Genomic DNA, 19,349 nt, shown 5'->3' on the forward strand with positions numbered 1-19,349 from the left:
AGCCGTTCGCCGTCATCTCGGCCGGGCCGGTCTCATCCCGGCTGCCGCGCGCAACCGGCGGGCGCCGGCAACGCGAAGGACGCGCCGTAGCGCGCCGGGTCCAGCCGCATGGTTAGCACGCCGACCACGGCCGCGCACGCCAGGTGGTACCACCAGCCCGCGGCGAAGCTGCCGGTGCGGGCCTGCAGCATGGCGGTAATCCACGGTGCCAGCGACGCCAGCAGGAAGCCGCCGCCCTGCATCACCGCGCTCAGCGCGCCGGCGCTGTCGGGATCGGGCAGGTGGTCCAGCGCCACGACGAGGTACAACGCAAAGCAGCCGCCCAGGCCCGCGCCGCCGATCACGGCCCAGGCGTGCGGGGCCGCGTCCGGCCACAGCGCCAGCCCGGCAAAGCCGGCGACCTGCATGGCCAGTGCCAGCGCCATCCAGGCACGCCGGTCCAGGCGGCGCGCCGCCAGCGCCGGCAGCAGCAGCGCGGCAGCGGCCTGCGCCACCGCCATCAGCGCCACCAGCGAGCCGCTGGCGGGCGCGCTCCAGCCATGGCTCTGGTAGAACGGCGCCAGCCACGCCACCAGCGAGGCATAGCCGCCGTTCATCACGCCAAAGCTGATCATCAGCAGCCAGGTGCGCGGGCGCCGCAGCAGCGCGCGGGTCTTGCCGGCGGCGCTGGGCGGGCGGCCGGACGGCGCGGCCGGCGCCGATGCCGGCTGGCGGACCGGGCCGCGCGGCAGCGCCACCCACGCCAGTGCCAGCGCCGCCAGCGCGGGCACGGCCCACAGCGCCAGCGCGTCGCGCCAGCTGCCGGCCAGCTCGTTCACGTAGGGCGACAGCTGCGCGCCCAGCGCGCCGCCGCCCATCAGGGCGGCCGAATACAAGCCCATCACCGGCGCCACGCGCGCCGGGAACTCCTGCTTGACCAGTCCCGGGCACGCCGCCTGCACCACCGCCACGCCCAGTCCGCACAGTGCCGCCGAGGCGATCAGCCAGGCCCCGCCGGCCACGCCAAGCCGCAGCGCGCAGCCGGCGCCAAGCAGGGCCAGCGCGCCCAGCACCGCGGTGCGCGCGCCCAGCCGGGCCCGGATGGCCGGGCCGAAGAACGCGCCCACGCCCATCAGCAGCATCGGCAGCAGCGTCAGCCACGCCATGCCCTGGTAGCTCAGGCCGGTGCCGCCGCGGATGGCTGGCGCCAGCGGCCCGACCGCGGTCAGGAACGGCCGCAGGTTCAGGCCGATGCCGGCCACGGCAGCCAGCACCAGCCAGCGCGGGGGCGCCGCGCGCGCGCTCTCAGCCACGGCGGGCGCGCATGCCGTAGAGCTGCGCGGCGGAGAGGTCGACCGGCACCCGCGTGAGCGGCAGCGGCGGCGGGTCCAGCGGCAGGCGCAGCGCCTGGTAGGCGGCCTCGCTCGACATGCCGTAGGGCGCGGCATCGTGATTGTCGAAAGCGTAGTAGACCGCCTGCACCCCGGCCATGGTCATTGCCGCGAGGCACATCGGGCACGGATGGCCGCTGGCATAGACCACGCTGCCGCGCAGGTCGGGACGGCCCAGCTTGCGCGCGGCGGCGCGCACCGCCTCCATCTCGGCATGGGTGGTGGGGTCGTGGCTGTGGACGATGTCGTTGACGCCGGTGGCGACGACTTCGCCGTCGAGCACCAGCACGGCGCCGAACGGCCGTGCGCCGCGGTCACGGTTGGCCACCGCCAGGCGGACCGCCTCGCGCATGAATTCCTGGTGAGTCATGGTTGGCAGAAGAGTGAGTACATGCTCGCGCGCAACGCGGCATGTCGCTTGAAGTCAGTGTCGATGGCACCCGCACGCATGCCGGGGCATCGTGCCCAACTGTACGCCGGGCCTTGGTAATTGGGAAATTAAATGATGAAATCGCCGGCAGTGGAAAAACCAATGGATGCCCCGCCATGCAGGACCCCCACCTGGACCCCGTGTTGCTTCAGAGCTTTGTCGCCGTCGCCGAGAGCGGCAGCTTTACCCGTGCCGCGCAGCGCGTGCACCTGACGCAGTCCACCGTCAGCCAGCAGGTGCGCCGGCTGGAGGAGCAGCTGGGCTGCGTGCTGCTGGACCGCGGCGGCCGCTATGTCACCACCACGCCGGAAGGCGAGCGCCTGCTGGGCTATGCGCGCCGGTTGCAGCAGCTGATGGCCGAGGCGGTGGGGCAATTGCGCCAGAGCGCCGGGCAGGGCGAGATCCGGCTGGGCGTGCCCGAGGACTTTGCCGCACGGCCGCTGACCCCGGTGCTGGCCGGGTTTGCCGATGACTGGCCGGGCATGCGGCTGGAGGTGACCAGCGGCATGAGCCACGAGCTGTGGCAGCGCTTCCAGGACCGGGAACTGGACCTGGTGCTGGTCAAGCAGCGCACCGGCCAGGTCCAGGGGCTGGCCAGCTGGCCCGAGCCGCTGTGCTGGATCGACAGCCGCAGCCGGCCGGCGGTGGCACGCGACCCGGTGCCGCTGGCGGCGTTCCCGGTGGGCGGCCTGTATCGCGGCGAGATGACGCACGCGCTCGACGCCGGCGGCCGGCGCTGGCGGGTGGCCTTTGTCAGCGCCAGCCTGGCCAGCATCCTGGCGGCGGTGGCCGATGGCCTGGGCGTGACGCTGCTGCCGCGGCGGCTGGCCACGGCGCATCACACCGTGCTGGAGCACGGATGGCCCGCCGCGGTGCCGGATGTCGAACTGAGCCTGCACGCCCAGCCTGACCTGCCGGCGGCCGCGCGCGACATGGCGGCGCGGCTGGCCGCGCTGTGCGAGACCGTGATGGCGGCCGGGGCGCCGCCTGATCTTCAGCCGAAAAACTCGTTGTAGTAGCGGGTGCAGGTGCCGGCCGGGCGGAAGGTGTACGGCAGCTCGGCCATCGCGGCGGCTTCGAGCGAACCGAACGGAATGTCGGGGGCGGCCAGCGGGGAAACGTCTGCCGTGGCGTCGGTCTGGGATTGCGCCGTGGCGGCGCGGTGGGTGGAGGGCGTGGTCATGTCAGGGCTCATGCGATCGGGCCGGGCGCAGGCAAGCGGCCTGCCCGGCAAAGACAGTGCGGCGTTGTCAGCGCCAGCAGCCATCGTAATGCTGCACTGCGGCGCGGTCAGCCACCCCAGCCTGAACACACTGTTGCACCATCGTGCCTAATGGCGCCCGATCGCGCTGGCTTGATGCCGGATGTGGCCCGTAGGCCGCCGCCGCCGGCAGCACCAGGGTCTAGCCAGGGTCTAACCAGGGTCTATATTGGGCGGAGGGGGCGCGCACCGGCCGTCCCCCTCCGATGGAAACCGCCATGTCCTTGCCCCCGTGCTTTGCCGACCGCCGCGAGGCGGGCCAATACCTCGGCCGCCACCTGGCCGGGCTGGGCCTTGGCGCCGCGCAGCTGGGCCAGCCGCCGCTGGTGCTGGCGTTGCCGCGCGGCGGCGTGCCGGTGGCGTTCGAGGTGGCGCGCGCCCTGGACGGGCAGCTGGACGTGCTGCTGGTGCGCAAGATCGGCGCGCTGGGCTACCCGGAGCTGGCGCTGGGCGCGGTGGTGGAGGGCGATGCCAGCGGCGGCGGACCGCACACGGTGGTCAATGACGATCCCTGGGCACGGCGCGCCGTCGACAGCGGCACCTTCGATGCCGAGCGCGGCCGCCAGCTCGACGAGATCGCCCGGCGCCAGCAGCGCTACCGCGGCGGCAGGCCGGTGCCGGCCAGCGCCGGACGCGTCGTGATCGTGGTCGATGATGGCGTTGCCACCGGCGCCACCATGCGTGCCGCGCTCGAAGGCGTACGCATGGCCGGTGCGGCGCGCGTGGTCGCGGCCACGCCGGTCGGGTCGCAGGACGGGCTGGCCAGCCTGGCGGCGGCCGCTGACGAAGTGATCTGCCTGAACACGCCGCCCAGCTTCGGCTCGGTCGGCGCGTTCTACCTCGATTTCAGCCAGACCAGCGACGAGGAGGCGCTGGCGCTGCTGCGCAGCGCGTCCACGCCGGCGGCCTGAGCCGCTGCGCCGCGGCTTCAGCCCCCGCGGGCGCTGCGTTCGCGCGCCAGGCGCGCCTTCAGGTGCGGCACCAGCCCGCCCGCGGCCAAAATGGCGCGCAGGAACGCCGGGATCGGTTCGCACGCCGCCACGGTGCCGTCGTCCAGCCGCAATTGCGCGGTATCCAGGTCCAGCACCGCGTGCGAGCCGTCGGCCAGCCGGCTGGTGTCGGCGCAGACCAGCACCGGCAGGCCCAGGTTGATGGCATTGCGATAGAACAGCCCGCCGAACGACTGGGCCACCACCGCGCCCACGCCCAGCTCGCGCAGCGCCTGCGGCGCCTGTTCGCGCGAAGAACCGATGCCGAAGTTGGCGCCCGCCACCAGCACGTCGCCGGGGCGGACGCTGCCGGGGAATTCGGGCCGCACCGCGGCCAGGCAATGCCGCGCCAGCACCGGCAGCGGCGCTTTCATCAGCACGGCGGGGGCCATGGCATCGGTGTCGATGTTGTCGCCGAAGCGCCAGAGGCGGCCGGCAGGGGCGGGGGCGAAGGCAGAGGTCATGCGGGAAAGCTGTCCCGCCAGGGCGGCGGGCACGGGTTAGGGGGCCGCGGCGTTACTCCAGCAGCGTGCGCGGATCGGTGATGCGGCCGGTAACGGCGCTGGCGGCCACCGTCATCGGCGAGCCGAGCCACACGGCGCTGCCGGCGTCGCCCATGCGGCCCGCGAAATTGCGCGCGGTCGACGCGATGGCGCGGCTGCCTGCCGGGAAGCGCGCCGCGCCATAGCCCGCGCAGGCACCGCAGGCATTGGGCAGCAGCACGGCGCCGGCATCGGCCAGGATGCCGAGCGTGCCTTCGCGCTCGGCCTGCAGCTGGTCGCGGCGCGAGGCCGGCGCCACCTGCAGCGTCACGCCGGCGGCCACGCGGCGCCCGCGCAGTACCCGTGCGGCCATGCGCAAGTCTTCCAGCTTGGCGCCGGTGCAGGCGCCCAGGTAGGCAATCTGCACGGGTTCGCCGGCGGCGCGGTCGACCGGCGCGCTGTTGGCGGGCGAATGCGGCGCGGCGACCTGCGGCGCCAGCGCCGCGGCGTCGAAGCGATGGGTGGCCAGCACCGGGGCGCCCGCATCGGTGCGCCAGTGCGCGAGGTCGATGGCGGCCAGCGTCTGCGCCGGCACGCCGGCCTGCGCCAGCCAGTCCAGCGTGACCGCGTCCGGCGCCACCAGCCCGGTCTGCGCGCCGAGTTCCGTGCTCATGTTGGTCAGCGTCATGCGCTCCTGCATCGGCAGCGCGGCAACCGCGCTGCCGGTGAATTCGAGCGCCTGGTAGCGTCCGCCGCCCATGCCGAGCGTGGCGCACAGGAACAGCATCACGTCCTTGGCACACACCCCGGAAGCGAGCTGCCCGTCCCATTGCAGGCGGATGGTGTCCGGCACCCGCAGCCAGATCTCTCCGGTGGCGAGCACGCCGGCCATCTCGGTTGCGCCCACGCCGAACATATAGGCGCCAAAGGCGCCGCCGGTGGGACTGTGGCTGTCGCCGCCGACGATCAGGCGGCCCGGCAGCACGTGGCCGTGCTCGGGCAGCACCACGTGGCAGATGCCTTCGGCGTCGATGAAGTGCGCACCGGCTTCGCGCGTCCAGTCGCGCGTGAAGCGCAGGATCGATTCTGCCTGGGCGTCGCCGCCAGGCACGAAATGGTCGGTCACCACCACATAGCGCGACGGGTCCCACACCCCGGTGCCAAGCTCCTGCAGCAGCGGCGCCACGCGGCGCGGGCCGCTGGAGTCATGCGACATCGCCAGGTCGACCTGGCAGATCACCACGGAGCCCGGCTCGGCATACGCCAGGCCGGCGGCGCGTGCCACCAGCTTTTGCGCGAGCGTGGCGGGGATGGCGCTCATTCCGGCGACGCTCCCGAATACTTGACCACGCCCGCCCAGCGCTTGATGTCCTGCTTGACGAACGCGGCGAAGGCTTCGGGCGGCATGCCCACCGGCTGCGCGCCGTCGTTCTCCAGGCGCTTGCGCACGGCGGGAGACTCCAGCCCCTTGCGCGCGGCGTGGTACAGCGCCTGCGTAGTCTCCTGCGGCATGCCGGCGGGCCCGAACAGCCCGAACCACGCGCTCGACTCGAAGCCCTTGACGGTGTTGCCGATCGGCGCCGCGCCCGGGAACTGCGGCAGCGGTGCGGGACTGGTGACGCCCAGCACCTTGAGCTTGCCCGCGCGCACGTGCGGCAGCACGTTGATGGTGCTGGCGAACATCAGGTCGCACTGGCCCGCCAGCACGTCGGTCAGCGCCGGCGAGGTGCCCTTGTACGGAATGTTGACGATGTAGGTGCCGGTCATCATCTTGAACATGTCGCCGGCCATGTGCAGCGACGAGCCGACCGAGCCGATGGCGAAATTCAGCTTGCCCGGCTCGGAGCGCGCCAGGCGGATCAGTTCCGGCACGTTGCTGGCCGCCAGCTTGGGCGTGGCCACCAGCACGCTGGGCACGGTGGCGACCAGCGTGATCGGCGTGAAGTCCTGCACCGGGTCGAACGGCAGCTTCTTGTACAGCGTGGCGTTGATGGTATGGCTGGTGAAGCTCATCAGCAGCGTGCTGCCGTCCGGCGCGCTCTTGGCGACCAGGTCCGCGGCGATATTGCCGCCGGCGCCGGGGCGGTTCTCGACCACCACGGCCTGGCCGAGCTCCTGCGACATCTCCTGGGCGATGGTGCGCGCCAGCGTGTCGGTGGTGCCGCCGGCCGGCGCGCCCACCAGGATCCGGATGGGCTTGCCACCGGCGAGCTGCGCCTGGGGCTGGCCTTGGGCCTGCGCGGCCGCCGACAGCGGCAGGGCCAGCGCGCACGCGGCCAGCGTGCCGAGCGTGGCAAGGCGCCGCATCGTGGCACGGCGCGGAATCGAAGGCAGACGGGTCAGGCTGGACGGACGGAATTCAGGCATGGCGGCGGTCCTCGCTCGATGTGATCAGGGATGCGCAGTATGGCGCGGAACGGGGTCCGGCGCACCCCCGCCAACGCAAGCCCAAGCAACTCCCGTGGCGCGTCAGTTGTGAGTCAATCGCGCAGGCCCGGGCGGGTCTCGCTTTCCACCCACACGTTGGCGCTGTCGATGCCGGCCGGCGACAGTTCCATCCGGTATTCGTAGCGGTCCGGCCGGTACTGGCCCAGCAGCAATTGCACCGGGCGCCCGGACTGGTCCTTGACCACGCGGCGCACCGCCAGCAGCGCGCCGCCGACCGGCACGTCCAGCAGCGGCGCCACCACCACGTCGGCCAGCCGCGCCGACAGCACCTGGCTGGCCCGTCCGAGCTTGATGCCGCCCGCTTCCAGCAAGCGCAGCACCGGGGTCTCTTCCAGCGCCTGGCGCGTGATCGGCCGGCCCAGCGCCGCGGGCAGGTAGACCGTGATGTGGGACAGCGGACGGTTGCGGTAGTGGCGCACGCGCACGATCTTCACCACCGGGTCGCCCGGCTCGATCTCCAGCGAGTCGGCGACATCGGGCGTGGCATGGACTTCATCGATCGAGATGACCTTGACCGAGGTCTTCTGGCCCATGTCGATGATGTTGTCGAGCAGGCTGGTGCCGCGCTCCTCGCCGGCGGCCGCGGCCGGGCGTACCGGATGCGGGTTGACGAAGGTGCCGAGCCCGCGGTGGCGGCGCACCAGTCCTTCCTGCACCAGCCGGTCGAACACGCGCCGCATGGTCACGCGCGACGCGTGGAACTGCTTGGCGAGGTCAATCTCCCCGGGCAAGGGGCCCTGGCCAAAGCGGCCTTCGACGATCTGCTGGCGCAGCACCACGTAAATCTGGTGATACAGGGGAACGACGGCTTCACTCATGGTTTCCCTTGTGGAGAGATGACAAGTCTGTAATGCCTCTAATGTACTTTAAATCAGACATGGAGCCTAGCGAGGATAACCGCTGAGGGGTTTTCGCGACAAGGGCCGGCGCGGATGTCATGCCGCGCCGCGCCGCGGCAGGCGCGGTGACCATTGTGCCGGAGCCGCCCCGTGGCGCGGGCGCCGTGCCGGCAGGGCAGCGGCCCACGCTTGCCCATGGCGCCAGCCTGCGCGTCAAGCCGGCAATGTGGGACGGCCCACACGGGCGGCGTCGGGGGCACCGCCGGGTGCGTGTTTCACCGCCGATACGCGGCCGGAGTATCAGGGCAATTCCCGAGGGCAGGCTGCAAGCCCTTGAAAATCAAGGCTTTCCAAGGTGGCCCCGAGAGGCTGCAGCAACCTCATGGGGCCCCTCTGTCACAGCAATGTGACATGTCCTCTGCGGCACATCCGTGCGGGGCCATGTCGATCCGGAAAAACACCGGCCAAAACCCTGCCGGCACGCCAGGTGGCCCTTGTAATACAAGGACTTGCGGCTGCGGGTGACGAAGCTGGCACCGATTATGCGCAGGGCAGGCTGGTTTGGCAGCACGCCTGACCGGAACCTCCGGCCGTGCGCTCATCGACGAGTGCAGGCCAGGAGCAGAGCCGCTGTGAATGTGAAATCCTCCTGGGAGCATCGTATGAACAAGACAATGCTGGCGTCGGCGATTGCCCTCGCCTTTGCTGGTTCGGCGTGGGGTAACCCGACCAATACCAACACGGATGGCTGGAACCATCAGACCGCCACCGCCAACTCCAACCAAAGAGGTGCCGGGTCCCTGGCCAACGAGAACTCGACCTCCAATCAGGACAACTCCGATCACAGTACCAGCACACGCACCACCAACATCGACGTCGACAAGTCGCAGACCAACTCCAACAACCGCACCGCGACGGTCGCGGTCGACAAGTCGACCAACGACTCCAACAACCGCACCAACTCCAACAACAAGACCAAGACCAACTCCGACAACCGCACCCGCCTGACGCTGGACCAGGCCGGGCTGGGCAATGCCGCCGCCAACGCTGGCAATGCCTCCTCGAGCATCGCCAATTCCTTCAACACCAGCAAGGCGATCGCGGTCAGCAAGCTCAGTGGGCAGGTCACCGGCAATACGGTCGCCAACATCGGCAACGTGGCCAAGAACTTCGGTAACGCCAACGGCGGCACCGGCTTCGGCGGCAAGGGCGGGACCGGCGGCACCGGCGGTAACGGCGCTGGCGGCACCGGCGGTGCCGGGGCTGTCGGCGCTGCCGGTGCGACTGGCGCTGCCGGCGCAGTCGGCGCCAAGGCGTTCGCCTACAACGGCGGTGCGCGCGCCGGCGATGCCACCACGGGCAGGGCAGTGGGCGGTGACGGTGGCAATGGCGGCGCAGCGATCGGCTGGGGCGGCGATGGCGGCAGCGCCTATGGCAAGGGCGGCAGCGCGCTCAGCGCCGCGGGCAGCCAGGGCGGCAGCGGTGGTGATGCCTACGGCAAGGGCGGCGGCGCTCTGAGCGCCTCGCTTGGCGCGGGCGGCCGCGGCGGCAGCGCCGGCGCGATCGGTGGCGGCGGCCTGGGTGCCAGCGGTGCCCTGGGTGGCCTGGCCGGTTCGGCCGGCGGCGCGGGCGGCAGCGGCGGCGATGCCAACGGCCGCGGCGCGGATGCCGGCGGTGCTGGCGGCGCTGGTGGCGGTTCCGGCGCGGCCGGCACCAACACGGCGGGTTCGGGCACCGGCACGGGCGGCGGCGCGGGTGCCACCGGCGGTGCGGGCGGCGCGGGCAGCTCGGGCGCGGTCGCGACCGGCGGCGCCGGCAGCGGCACTGGCGGCGCGGGCGGCTCCAGCGGCGCGGGCTCGACCGCGACGGCCGGCAACGGCACGGCGACCGGCGGTGCCGGCGGCGCGCAGAGCAGCACTGGCGGTGCCGGCGGTGCCGGCGCGGCGGCTACCTCCGGGGCAGCCACCAGCGTGGCCTCGAACGGCAGCAATTCCGCGGGTAACGGCGGTAACGGCGGCAACGGCGGTAACGGCGGCAGCGGCGGCAGCGGCGGTAGCGGCGGTTCAGCGACTGGCGGTACCGGTGGCACCGGCGGCGTCGGCAACGGCGGGCTTGGCGGAACCGGTGGTGCTGGCGGCTACAACCTGGTCGACGCCGGCACCTTCAACATGTCCAACACCATGACCAGCGTTGGTCAGACGGCGGCGGGCATCATGATGGCCAGCCAGAACAGCGGCGTGGCCTCGCTGGTGCAGCAAAGCGTGAACGTGCAGGCCAACCTCAACGTGGGCGGCAGGTAAGACGCGCAACGCGGCCGGATCCCGGGTTTGCCCCCGGGCCGGCCGGCGGTTTCGCAGTCATGCCGGCAGGACCGGCGCCCGCATCCTGTGTGCGGGCGCCCGGGCCCTGTCATGCCTACGCAAGCCATGTTGCCATGCAGCCGACTGGAGAGAGTCGGCGCACCGGCAGGGGGGAACACCATGCAACCGGTCCGCTTCGCCGTCGGCGCCTGTGCCGCGGCATTACTCGCCTGGCCAGCATTGCAGGCCCACGCGGAGCCGCCAGGGCTTGAGGCCGCCATGGCGGCGGCGCGCGCGGACACTGCCGCGCCCAACCGCGCGGCGCCCGACACCGTGCCGGCACCGGCACGGGCCGCGCTGTTTGCCGGCGCCGCCAAGGCCGTGCCCGTGTCGCGGCTGGATGATGTCCGCGGCGGTGCGGAAGTCACCGTCAACGACATGCGACTGCACGGCACGGTGGCCGACAACGCCGCGGTCAATACCTTGTCCGGCACCAACCACATCACGGAAGGCGCGTTCTCGAATGCGGCGGGGATTCCCACCGCGATCCAGAACTCGGGATCGAACGTGCTGATCCAGAACGCCACCATCGTCAACGTCCAGTTCAAATGATGAAGCCGCTGGGAATCCTGCTGGCGTGCGTGCCGTGGCTGCTGGCCACGGCGCACGTGCCCCAAGCGCAGGCCGCCGACGTCGCGCTGTACGGCCCGGTGGGCGAGCCCTACAGCGTCCGCGTCACCAGCATCCGCGAGGCGCGCTTCAAGTCCACCATCCGCCAGCAGTACGACTTCAGCTGCGGCTCGGCCGCGGTGGCCACGTTGCTGACGTACCAGTACGGCCATCCGATCAACGAGGCCACCGTGTTCCAGAACATGTACCTCAACGGCGACCAGCAGAAGATCCGCGCCGAGGGGTTCTCGCTGCTGGACATGAAGCGCTTCCTGGCCGCGCTGGGCTATGAGGCGGATGGCTTCGAACTGCCGCTGTCCAAGCTGGAGGAAACGCAGGTGCCGGCGATCGTGCTGATCGTCGAGAACGGCTACCACCATTTCGTGGTGGTCAAGGGCGTGAAGGGCAACCGCGTGCTGGTCGGCGATCCGGCGCGCGGCACGCGCGCCATGTCGCGCGAACAGTTCGAGCGCATCTGGGACAGCCAGCTGCTGTTCGTGATCCACAACCGCACCGAGCGCGCGCGCTTCAATGTCGCCGCGGACTGGCGCGTCGCGCCCAGCGGTCCTTACTGGATGGGCGTCAACCGGGACAACCTGTTCTTCACGGTCATGCCCCGCCATGGCGCCGGAGATTTTTGAGGAACGCATCATGTTGCAGACTTCCTTGCCGCCCCCGGCGGTGCCACGCAGCGCTGCCTCGGCGGCCGCGGCGATGGTGCTGGGCGCCGGCCTGGCGTACGCCGGCACGGCACAGGCCGGCATGCCGCCGCAGCCTGGGGCGGCCGATGCCGCGACGCCCCCGGCGCAGGCTGCCATGGCCGCGCGCGAGCGCGGCGACTCCCACCCTGTGGCTGCCGCGCGCGGCAGCATGGCCGGCTGGAAACCGGTGGCACAGGAAAAGCTCGACGACATGCGCGGCGGCTTCGAGATGCCGGGGCTGCAAGTTTCGTTCGGTATCGAACGCGCGGTGTACATCAACGGCGATCTGGTGGTCGCGACCAGCATTAACATCCCAGACGTCAGCCGCATCACTGCGGACCAGGCCGCGCGGCTTGCCGCGACGCTGGGGCCAGCCATTGTGGCCAGCACCAATGCCGCGGTGGCCAACGCGCTGGCAGGCAATCCAGTCACGGCCGACGCAGCCGCGGCGATGAATGCCAATGGCGCGGCGGCAGCGGCTGCGGGTGGTGCGCAGGCGGGCGGTGCGGCGACGGCTGCGGCCAATGGTGGTGCTTCGGCTTCTGCCAGTGCCGGTGCCGCGAGTGCGAGTGCGGGTGCGGGTGCGAGTGCGGGTGCGAGTGCGGGTGCGAGTGCGAGTGCGAGTGCGAGTGCGGGTGCCGCAAGCGCTGGCCTGCCGGCGACAGCCGTGAGCACCGCCACCGGCCAGGTCGTCACCAACGGGCTGCTGAACGTGATCCAGAACGGCCCGGGCAATGCCGCATCGGTGGGGGCGCTGGCGGGAACGCCAGTGACCGTGATCCAGAACACGCTGAACAACCAGAGCATCCGGAGCCTGATGACAATCGACGCAAGCGTCAATACGCTGCAGGCCTTCCGGTCGCAACTGGCCCACACGGCGCTGAACAACGCGCTGCTGCGGGCCGCAAGCATGAGATAGCCGTTAGCGAGGTAGCAGGCAGTACAGGTCGCAGGCTCCTGCAGAACAGCCTGCCGTCCGGGGGAGGAAGACGTGATGAAGAAGCGGTCGATGCAGGGCATCCGCAATGCGGGGTGCTCGACGTTGCTGTTGCTCGGCGGACTGGCGCAGGCCCAGACGCCGCCGGAGGCGGGGCCACCCGCGGCAGGACTGGAATCCCTGCAGAGGGAACTCGCCGAGCAGGCCAGCCAGCTCGATGCCATGAAGCGGGCGCTGGCCGAGCAGGAGGCAGTGATCCGCGAACTGCGCAGTGCGATCGGCACCGAGGTGCTGGCCACCAAGCGCGGCGGGCAACGCTCCGGGCCCGGCGTGATGCCGGCCGACAACGCCACCAACGCCGCCACCGCGGCAGCGGCGGCCAGTGCCACGCAAAGCGCGCCGGGCCTGGCCAGCAACCCGCAGCAGGTCATGGCCCAGGGGCCGCAGCCCGGGGCGCAGCAGGGCGAGTCCGCCAGCCCGCAGACGGTGGCCGTGGAAGAGCCGGTGGGGCGCCCGCCCGAGACTGACCGGCGCCCGCCCGAGGTGGCACCGCTGATCGACCAGCCCGGGGTGCTCACCGCCGAGGGCAAGCTTGTGGTCGAGCCGGGCTTCCAGTACGGCTACTCGTCGAACAACCGCGTCGCGCTGGTCGGCTACTCGATCATTCCGGCCATCCTGATCGGGCTGATCGATGTGCGCGAGGTCAAGACCTCGACCTATATCGAATCGATCGCGCTGCGCTACGGCGTCACCAAGCGGCTCGAGATCGAGGCCAAGGTGCCGTACGTGCAGACCTCGGGCTCGACCATCAGCCGCGAGGTGTTCACCGGGACCGCGGTCGACAACGTGTTCAATGCCAGCGGCAAGGGACTGGGCGATGTCGAGGCCACGGTGCGCTACCAGCTCAACTACGGCAATGAGCGGATACCGTATTTCGTCGGCTGGCTGCGCTACAAGTCCAACACCGGCAAGGACCCGTTCGAAGTGGTGACCGATTGCGTGACGCGCTGCGTGGGCAATACCACCGGCACTGGCCTGCCGCTGGGGCTGCCCACCGGTACCGGCTTCCATGCGATCCAGCCCGGCATTACGTGGCTGCTGCCGACCGATCCGGCGGTGTTCTTCGGCACCTTCAGCTACCTGCACAACTTCTCCCGCGACAACGTGAGCCGCACCGTGCTGAACGGCGAGAAGGAGAACCTCGGCAAGATCGCGCCGGGGGACATCTTCGAGTTCAGCTTCGGCATGGGGCTGTCGCTCAACGAGAAGGCGTCGTTCAGTATCGGCTACGACCAGGCCATCATCTGGCCGACCAAGCAGAACGGCCAGACCGTGCCGGGCTCGGTGCGCATCACGCAGGGCACCTTGCTGGTGGGGTATTCGTACCGCTTCAACAACCGCTATACGCTGAACCTTTCGGTCGGCGCGGGGCTGACGCGCGACACGCCCGACCTGCAGGTCAACGTGCGCCTGCCGATCACTTTCTGACGCGCCGGCGCAGTGTGCCGCGCCAGACGTGACGCGTGCCCCGCCCGGGCGGGACACGCGTGCGCATCACATCCGCCGGCACCGTGCGACAGCGCCGAAACGCGCCTTGCGCTGGCCCCGTGAACGGCGTACAAAGAAATAACCCCGCGCCGCCAGCGGTACTTTTTCCGACCAGCTTCAACCTCATCGGTGGTGCGGCCTGAACAAGGAGAGAGACATGCGCAAACGCATCTTCTGGTTGTTGCCCGACCTGGCGAGTGCCCGACGCACCATGGACGACCTGCTGCTGGCCCGCGTCGAGAACCGCCACATCCACTTCGTGGCGCGCGACGGTGCCGACATGACCGGCCTGCATGAAGCCAACCTGTTCCAGACTTCCGACATCGTCCATGCGGCCGAAATGGGCCTGATGGTGGGCGGCGGCGTGGGCGTGGTGGCCGGCGTGGTGGTGGCGATGTTCCCCATCGTCAGCGACAGCCCGCAGTGGGGGCTGGTCGGCGTGCTGGCGGTGCTGGGCGCGGTGTTCGGGGCCTGGGCCGCAAGCATGATCGGCAGTTCGGCGCCCAACAGCCGGCTGCGCGCGTTCGAGAAGGACATCGAGGCGGGCAAGATCCTGCTGATGGTCGACGTACCGCGCAGCCGCGTCGAGGAAGTCGAAACCCTGCTGCGCAACGCGCATCCGGAAGCCAGCTTCGCCGGCGTCGATCCGGCCATTCCGGCGTTCCCCTGATCAGGCGCCTGCCGCCCCCTGGCGCCACGTGGCGCCGCATGTCTCTCTGCGCGCGCCCGCGCGGCGCGCTCCGGCGCGCAACTTGCCGCGCACCCCGGCCCGCACCGGAACCGCCCCCGGTTCCGGTGTGATGCCGCTGCAACACTCCCTGTTTTCCCGGTTTGCCCACGTCGGACGCATGCGGTACCTTGCGTGACGGCGCGCGGGCGCCTGCCCGCCGCGCCGCCACAGAACAATGAAAGCAAGCCGTCCAGGCGGAGGGGTCGAGACAATGAAGGCGAAATGGATCGCGTGCGGCCTGCTGGCCGCCACGCTGGGGTGGGCCGCGCACACGGCCCGGGCGGAACCGGGCGTGACCCGCAACACCATTCGCATCGGCCAGTCGGCCGGTGTCACCGGGCCGGTGGCGGGCTCGGTCAAGGAGCAGATCGCCGGCGCGCAGGTGTACCTGCGCACGGTCAACGCCAGCGGCGGTGTCGCGGGCCGGCGCATCGAGCTGGTCACCTACGATGACGGCTTCGATGCGAAACGCACGCCCGACAACGTGCGCAAGCTGCTAGACGAAGACAAGGTGTTCGCGCTCTTCATGGTGCGCGGCACGCCGCAGAACGAAAGCATCCTGCCCATCATTGCCGCGCAGAAGGTGCCGCTGATCGCGCCGCTGACCGGCGCCATCACGCTGCACCGGCCGGTGAACCGCTACGTGTTCAACGTGCGCGCCAAGTACCAGGACGAAGTGGCGCGCGCGATCAACCACCTGGCGACGTCGGGCATGAGCCGCATCGGCATCTTCTACGCCAACGACGGCTTCGGCCAGGACGTGCTGGAAGGCTACAGCACCGCGCTGCAGGCGCGCGGCGTGCAGCCCGCGGCGACGGTCAACTTCGCCCGGCCCATGGGCGACATCAGCCAGGGCGTGGCGGCCATGCACAAGGCCAACCCGCAGGCGGTGCTGGTAATCGGCTCGGGCTCGGAGGCGGCGCGCATCATTCGCGAGCTGCGCCGTGCCGGCAGCGAGGCGCAGTTCGTCACGCTGTCCAACAACGCCGCCGATGCCTTTATCCGCGAACTCGGCGACGACGCGCGCGGCCTGATCATCACGCAGGTGGTGCCGGGCACCAACTCCAGCCAGATGACGCTGGCCAGCGAATACCGCAGCCTGGCGAAGCAGCAGGGCGTTGAGACCTCCAACGCCGGCATGGAGGGCTTCATGTCGGCCAAGGTGCTGGTCGAAGGCCTGCGCCGCGCCGGGCCCGACCTGACCCGCGAGCGGCTGGTCGCGGCGCTGGAGGGCATGCGCGACTACGACCTGGGCGGCATCCTGATCAGCTACAGCGCGGCGCGCCACACCGGCTCGTCGTTCGTGGAAATGTCGATCGTGTCGTCCACCGGCAAGCTGATCCGCTAGCGCGCGGCCACGGTGCGGGAGCACGCTGCTGCGGTATAGTCGCCCGCATGGCTACTCCTACCCCCTCCCCCGATTCCCGTAACCCGTTCGCGCTGCATGGCCGCGTGGCGCTGGTGACCGGCGGCGCGCAGGGCCTGGGCCTGGCGATTGCCGCCGGTCTGGCCGATGCCGGTGCCCATGTGCTGGTGGTGGCCCGCAATGCGCAACGCGTGCACGAGGCCGTGGCCACGCTGGCCGCGCGCGGCGGCAGCGCCGGGGCGCTGGTGCTCGACATCACCGACGAGGCCGCCGTGGCGGCGGCCTTCGACCGCATCGATGCCGAGCATGGCCGGCTCGACATCCTGGTGAACAATGCCGGCGCGCGCAACCGCAGCAACATGGCGCAGCTCGATGCCGGCGACCTGCGCGCCATGCTCGAGACCAACCTGGTGGCGCCCTACGCGCTGTGCCGGCTGGCCGCGCAGCGCATGCGCCAGGGCGGCTACGGGCGCATCGTCAATGTCAGCTCGATCGCGGGCCAGGTGGCGCGCGCCGGCGACGTGCTCTATCCCGCCACCAAGGGCGGCCTGGACGCGCTCACCCGTGCAATGGCCGCCGACCTCGGCCGCCATGGCGTCACCGTCAATGCGATCGCCCCCGGCTACTTCGCCACCGAGCCGAACCAGCCCATGGTCGAAGACGAAAGTGTGGCCGAGTGGCTGCGCCAGCGCACCTCGCTCGGCCGCTGGGGCCAGCCGCAGGAGGTGGCGGGCGCGGTGGTGTTCCTGGCCTCGCCGGCCGCGTCCTATGTCACCGGCCAGGTGCTGGCGGTCGACGGCGGCTATCTCGGCCACTTCTGACGCGCCGCACGCTGCTTTCTGTCCAAAGCGTACCCAATTCTGCGTACCCGCTCCGCCCCTTGGTTCAGCGCCGCGCGGGCGCCTTGCCGCCGCGGTAGAACGCCTGCAAGGCCTCGATCATCGCGGCGGCGGCGGCCGAATCGCCGCGGTCCCTGAGCCGCACCAGGCAAATATCGCGCACCAAGGACGGCAGCTGCAGCGGCCGGATCGCCAGCCCTTCGCGGCGGAACTGGAACAGCGCCAGTGACGGCACCGCGCTGATGCCCAGCCCCGCCTGTACCAGCGCCGCCACCGTCGCCAGGTGCTCCACCTCCATCACGCTCGCCAGCCGCAGCGGATGCAGCGCGGCGTCCAGATGCTGGCGCACGCTGGTGGTGCGCGACAGCTGGATGAACGGCAACCCCGCCAGCATCTCGGGCGTGATGCGCCGCTTGCGCGCCAGCGCATGGTCCGCCGGGCACACCAGGTGGAAAGTGTCGCGCACCAGCGGCTCGACGCGCAGGTCGTCGTCCTGGGCCGGCGCGGGCGCCAGCGCAAAGTCGGCGCGGCCCTGCCGGACCAGCGCGATGCAGCCATCGGCCAGCTGGTCGAACAATTCCAGCTCGATGCCCGGATAGCGCGCGCGAAACTGCGCCAGCAGCGGCGGCAGGTCGCCCCCGGCGAGCGAAGGCAGCGCCGCGATCGAGACCCGGCCCTTGCGCCGCTCGGCGTGCGCGCGCAGGTCTTCGAACGCGGTCTCGAAGTCGGCCAGCAGCCGGCGCGCGGTCTGCTCGAAGCGCACGCCGTCCGTGCTCAGCTCCACATGCCGCGTGGTGCGTTCGAACAGCCGGCTGCCCGCCTGCTCTTCCAGCGTTTGCACCAGCGCGCTGAAGGCCGACTGCGACAAGTGGCAGGCGCGCGCCGCGCGCGTGAAATTACGGTAGGTGGCCAGCGCCACGAAGGCGCGCAGGTGCTTGACCGACAGGTTCATGGCGCCAGCGGGATATATCCAGGAAGTCGATAGATTAATCCAAATAATCCGTTTTTTGGTTGGGCCTGCCGACCCTAGAATGGGATCGACCAGCCCTTCCCCTGCCTTGCAACCCTGCCTCCGACCATGACTGCTCCCTTGCTGATCGGCTCCGGTGCCGGCTTCTCCGGCGACCGTACCGACGCCGCACTGCCGGTGGTGCGCACGCTGATTGCCGCGGCGCAGCCCGCCGCGCTGATCTTCGAGACCCTGGCCGAGCGCACGCTGGCGCTGGCGCAGCTGGCGCGGCGCAACGACCCCGCGCAGGGCTACGAGCCGCTGCTGGATGCGCTGCTGGCGCCGGTGCTTGGCCTGTGCCTGCAGCACCGCATTCCCATCGTCGGCAATTTCGGCGCCGCCAACCCCCGCGCGGCGGCGCAGCGCGTGCGGCAGCTGGCGCAGGAACTCGGCCTGGCCGCGCCGCGGGTAGCGGTGGTGGAGGGCGACGACCTGTCCGACGCGGCCGGGCGCGCACGCCTGCACGGCATCCTGGGCGAGGCCTTCGACGCCGAACGCTTCGTCTGCGCCAACGCCTATATCGGCGCGCAAGGCATTGCCGACGCCCTCGCCGCCGGCGCCGAGGTGGTGGTGTGCGGGCGCGTGGCGGACCCGGCGCTGGCGGTGGGGCCGGCGATGGCGCACTTCGGCTGGGCCTGGGACGACTGGGACCGGCTGGCCGCCGCCACCATGGCCGGGCACCTGCTGGAATGCGGGGCGCAGGTCACCGGCGGCTACTTTGCCGACCCGGGCCGCAAGGAGGTGCCGGATGTGCATGCGCTGGGCTTTCCGATCGCGCAGCTCGATGCCGGCGGCGGCATCGAGATCTTCAAGGCCGCCGACACCGGCGGCTGCGTGGACCTGCGCACGGTCAAGGAGCAGCTGCTGTACGAGGTGCACGACCCGTGCGCCTACCTGACGCCGGACGTGGTGGCCGACATCGGCGCCGTCACCGTGGCGCAGCTGGGCCCGGACCGCGTGGCCGTGCGCAATGTGCGCGGCCACCCCCGCCCGGCGCAGCTCAAGGCCAATGTGTTCAGCCACGGCGGCTGGCTCGCCGAGGGCGAGATCTCTTACGCCGGCCCCAATGCCGCGGCGCGCGCGCGCCTGGCCGCCGACATCCTGCGCCGGCGCATGCGCATGCTGGGCCACGACGCGCCGGTCCGCTTCGACCTGATCGGCGTGCTCAGCGTGCTGGCCGACGATGCCGGCGCCATGCTCGCGCAGCCCCAGCCGCACGAGGCGCAGGCGCAGGACGTGCGCCTGCGCGCCGCGCTGGCGCATGACGACGTGGCCGTGGCGCAGGCACTGCAGCGCGAAGTCAACGCGCTCTATACCTGCGGCCCGGCCGGCGGCGGCGGCGTGCGCACGGCGCAGCGCGCACGGCTGAACGCGGTGTCGTGCCTGGTGTCGCGCGCGGCGGTCACGTCCACCTTTACCTTCATCGACTGA

General features: G+C 71.2%; 19 protein-coding genes. 11 read left to right on the forward strand and 8 right to left on the reverse strand.

The features are described 5' to 3' along the window. Nucleotides 1–32: 32 nt before the first annotated feature. A complete protein-coding gene (locus RALTA_RS15990; RefSeq protein ID WP_012354906.1) occupies nucleotides 33–1,292 on the reverse strand; it encodes a cyanate transporter in 1,260 nt (419 codons plus the stop codon). Next, a complete protein-coding gene (locus RALTA_RS15995; RefSeq protein ID WP_012354907.1) occupies nucleotides 1,285–1,722 on the reverse strand; it encodes a nucleoside deaminase in 438 nt (145 codons plus the stop codon). The genes RALTA_RS15990 and RALTA_RS15995 overlap by 8 nt, the downstream gene beginning before the upstream one ends. A 194-nt stretch (nucleotides 1,723–1,916) precedes the next feature. On the opposite strand from RALTA_RS15995, the gene RALTA_RS16000 reads away from it, so the two are divergent. Next, entirely contained in the window at nucleotides 1,917–2,816 is a 900-nt protein-coding gene (locus RALTA_RS16000) for a LysR family transcriptional regulator (RefSeq protein WP_012354908.1), read from the forward strand. On the opposite strand, the gene RALTA_RS16005 is transcribed toward RALTA_RS16000, so the two are convergent. Continuing rightward, nucleotides 2,795–2,983, reverse strand: coding sequence for a hypothetical protein (locus RALTA_RS16005; RefSeq protein WP_012354909.1), 189 nt, complete (start codon nucleotides 2,981–2,983; stop codon nucleotides 2,795–2,797). The two genes, RALTA_RS16000 and RALTA_RS16005, sit on opposite strands and share 22 nt — an antisense overlap. A 296-nt stretch (nucleotides 2,984–3,279) precedes the next feature. Here RALTA_RS16005 and RALTA_RS16010 point away from each other — a divergent pair, with 296 nt between their 5' ends. Next, nucleotides 3,280–3,972: a phosphoribosyltransferase gene (locus tag RALTA_RS16010; RefSeq protein WP_012354910.1), complete on the forward strand. Its 693-nt coding sequence runs from the start codon at nucleotides 3,280–3,282 to the stop codon at nucleotides 3,970–3,972. A gap of 17 nt (nucleotides 3,973–3,989) precedes the next feature. On the opposite strand, the gene RALTA_RS16015 is transcribed toward RALTA_RS16010, so the two are convergent. The 4 genes from RALTA_RS16015 to RALTA_RS16030 all read right to left on the reverse strand — a co-directional run bounded on the left by RALTA_RS16015 (nucleotide 3,990) and on the right by RALTA_RS16030 (nucleotide 7,798). Beyond that, entirely contained in the window at nucleotides 3,990–4,514 is a 525-nt protein-coding gene (locus tag RALTA_RS16015) for a LeuD/DmdB family oxidoreductase small subunit (protein ID WP_012354911.1), read from the reverse strand. A 52-nt stretch (nucleotides 4,515–4,566) separates the two neighbouring features. Continuing rightward, nucleotides 4,567–5,853, reverse strand: a complete 1,287-nt coding sequence (locus RALTA_RS16020) for a 3-isopropylmalate dehydratase large subunit (RefSeq protein WP_012354912.1) — start codon at nucleotides 5,851–5,853, stop codon at nucleotides 4,567–4,569. Continuing rightward, complete coding sequence (locus RALTA_RS16025) at nucleotides 5,850–6,899, reverse strand: tripartite tricarboxylate transporter substrate binding protein (protein ID WP_012354913.1); 1,050 nt, start codon at nucleotides 6,897–6,899, stop codon at nucleotides 5,850–5,852. The genes RALTA_RS16020 and RALTA_RS16025 overlap by 4 nt, the downstream gene beginning before the upstream one ends. Nucleotides 6,900–7,012: 113 nt before the next feature. Next, entirely contained in the window at nucleotides 7,013–7,798 is a 786-nt protein-coding gene (locus tag RALTA_RS16030; RefSeq protein WP_012354914.1) for a GntR family transcriptional regulator, read from the reverse strand. 683 nt (nucleotides 7,799–8,481) lie between these two features. On the opposite strand from RALTA_RS16030, the gene RALTA_RS16035 reads away from it, so the two are divergent. The 8 genes from RALTA_RS16035 (at nucleotide 8,482) to RALTA_RS16070 (ending at nucleotide 16,891) form a co-directional block, all read left to right on the forward strand. Next, a complete protein-coding gene (locus RALTA_RS16035; protein WP_012354915.1) occupies nucleotides 8,482–10,119 on the forward strand; it encodes a hypothetical protein in 1,638 nt (545 codons plus the stop codon). Nucleotides 10,120–10,299: 180 nt separating this feature from the next. Beyond that, on the forward strand, nucleotides 10,300–10,731 hold the full coding sequence (locus RALTA_RS16040) for a hypothetical protein (RefSeq protein ID WP_012354916.1): 432 nt from the start codon (nucleotides 10,300–10,302) through the stop codon (nucleotides 10,729–10,731). Next, nucleotides 10,731–11,429 carry a C39 family peptidase gene (locus RALTA_RS16045; RefSeq protein ID WP_041232406.1) on the forward strand — a complete coding sequence of 233 codons (699 nt, stop codon included), beginning with the start codon at nucleotides 10,731–10,733 and terminating at the stop codon, nucleotides 11,427–11,429. Before RALTA_RS16040 ends, RALTA_RS16045 begins: the two co-directional genes overlap by 1 nt. Before the next feature lie 10 nt (nucleotides 11,430–11,439). Next, on the forward strand, nucleotides 11,440–12,408 hold the full coding sequence (locus RALTA_RS16050; protein WP_012354918.1) for a flagellin: 969 nt from the start codon (nucleotides 11,440–11,442) through the stop codon (nucleotides 12,406–12,408). Nucleotides 12,409–12,483: 75 nt separating this feature from the next. Further along, nucleotides 12,484–13,914: an acetate kinase gene (locus RALTA_RS16055; protein ID WP_012354919.1), complete on the forward strand. Its 1,431-nt coding sequence runs from the start codon at nucleotides 12,484–12,486 to the stop codon at nucleotides 13,912–13,914. Between the two features lie 217 nt (nucleotides 13,915–14,131). Further along, nucleotides 14,132–14,644, forward strand: coding sequence for a hypothetical protein (locus RALTA_RS16060; protein WP_012354920.1), 513 nt, complete (start codon nucleotides 14,132–14,134; stop codon nucleotides 14,642–14,644). 271 nt (nucleotides 14,645–14,915) lie between these two features. Beyond that, nucleotides 14,916–16,052 (forward strand): ABC transporter substrate-binding protein, encoded by a 1,137-nt coding sequence (locus RALTA_RS16065; RefSeq protein ID WP_012354921.1) that lies wholly within the window; start codon nucleotides 14,916–14,918, stop codon nucleotides 16,050–16,052. Between the two features lie 47 nt (nucleotides 16,053–16,099). Beyond that, a complete protein-coding gene (locus RALTA_RS16070) occupies nucleotides 16,100–16,891 on the forward strand; it encodes an SDR family oxidoreductase (protein ID WP_012354922.1) in 792 nt (263 codons plus the stop codon). 64 nt (nucleotides 16,892–16,955) lie between these two features. Here the strand turns inward: RALTA_RS16070 and RALTA_RS16075 are convergent, their stop codons facing one another. After that, nucleotides 16,956–17,861: a LysR family transcriptional regulator gene (locus RALTA_RS16075; protein ID WP_012354923.1), complete on the reverse strand. Its 906-nt coding sequence runs from the start codon at nucleotides 17,859–17,861 to the stop codon at nucleotides 16,956–16,958. Between the two features lie 126 nt (nucleotides 17,862–17,987). Between RALTA_RS16075 and RALTA_RS16080 the strand changes: the two genes are divergently transcribed. Continuing rightward, a complete protein-coding gene (locus RALTA_RS16080; RefSeq protein WP_012354924.1) occupies nucleotides 17,988–19,349 on the forward strand; it encodes an acyclic terpene utilization AtuA family protein in 1,362 nt (453 codons plus the stop codon).

The organism is Cupriavidus taiwanensis LMG 19424 (genome assembly GCF_000069785.1).
GTDB lineage: Bacteria > Pseudomonadota > Gammaproteobacteria > Burkholderiales > Burkholderiaceae > Cupriavidus > Cupriavidus taiwanensis.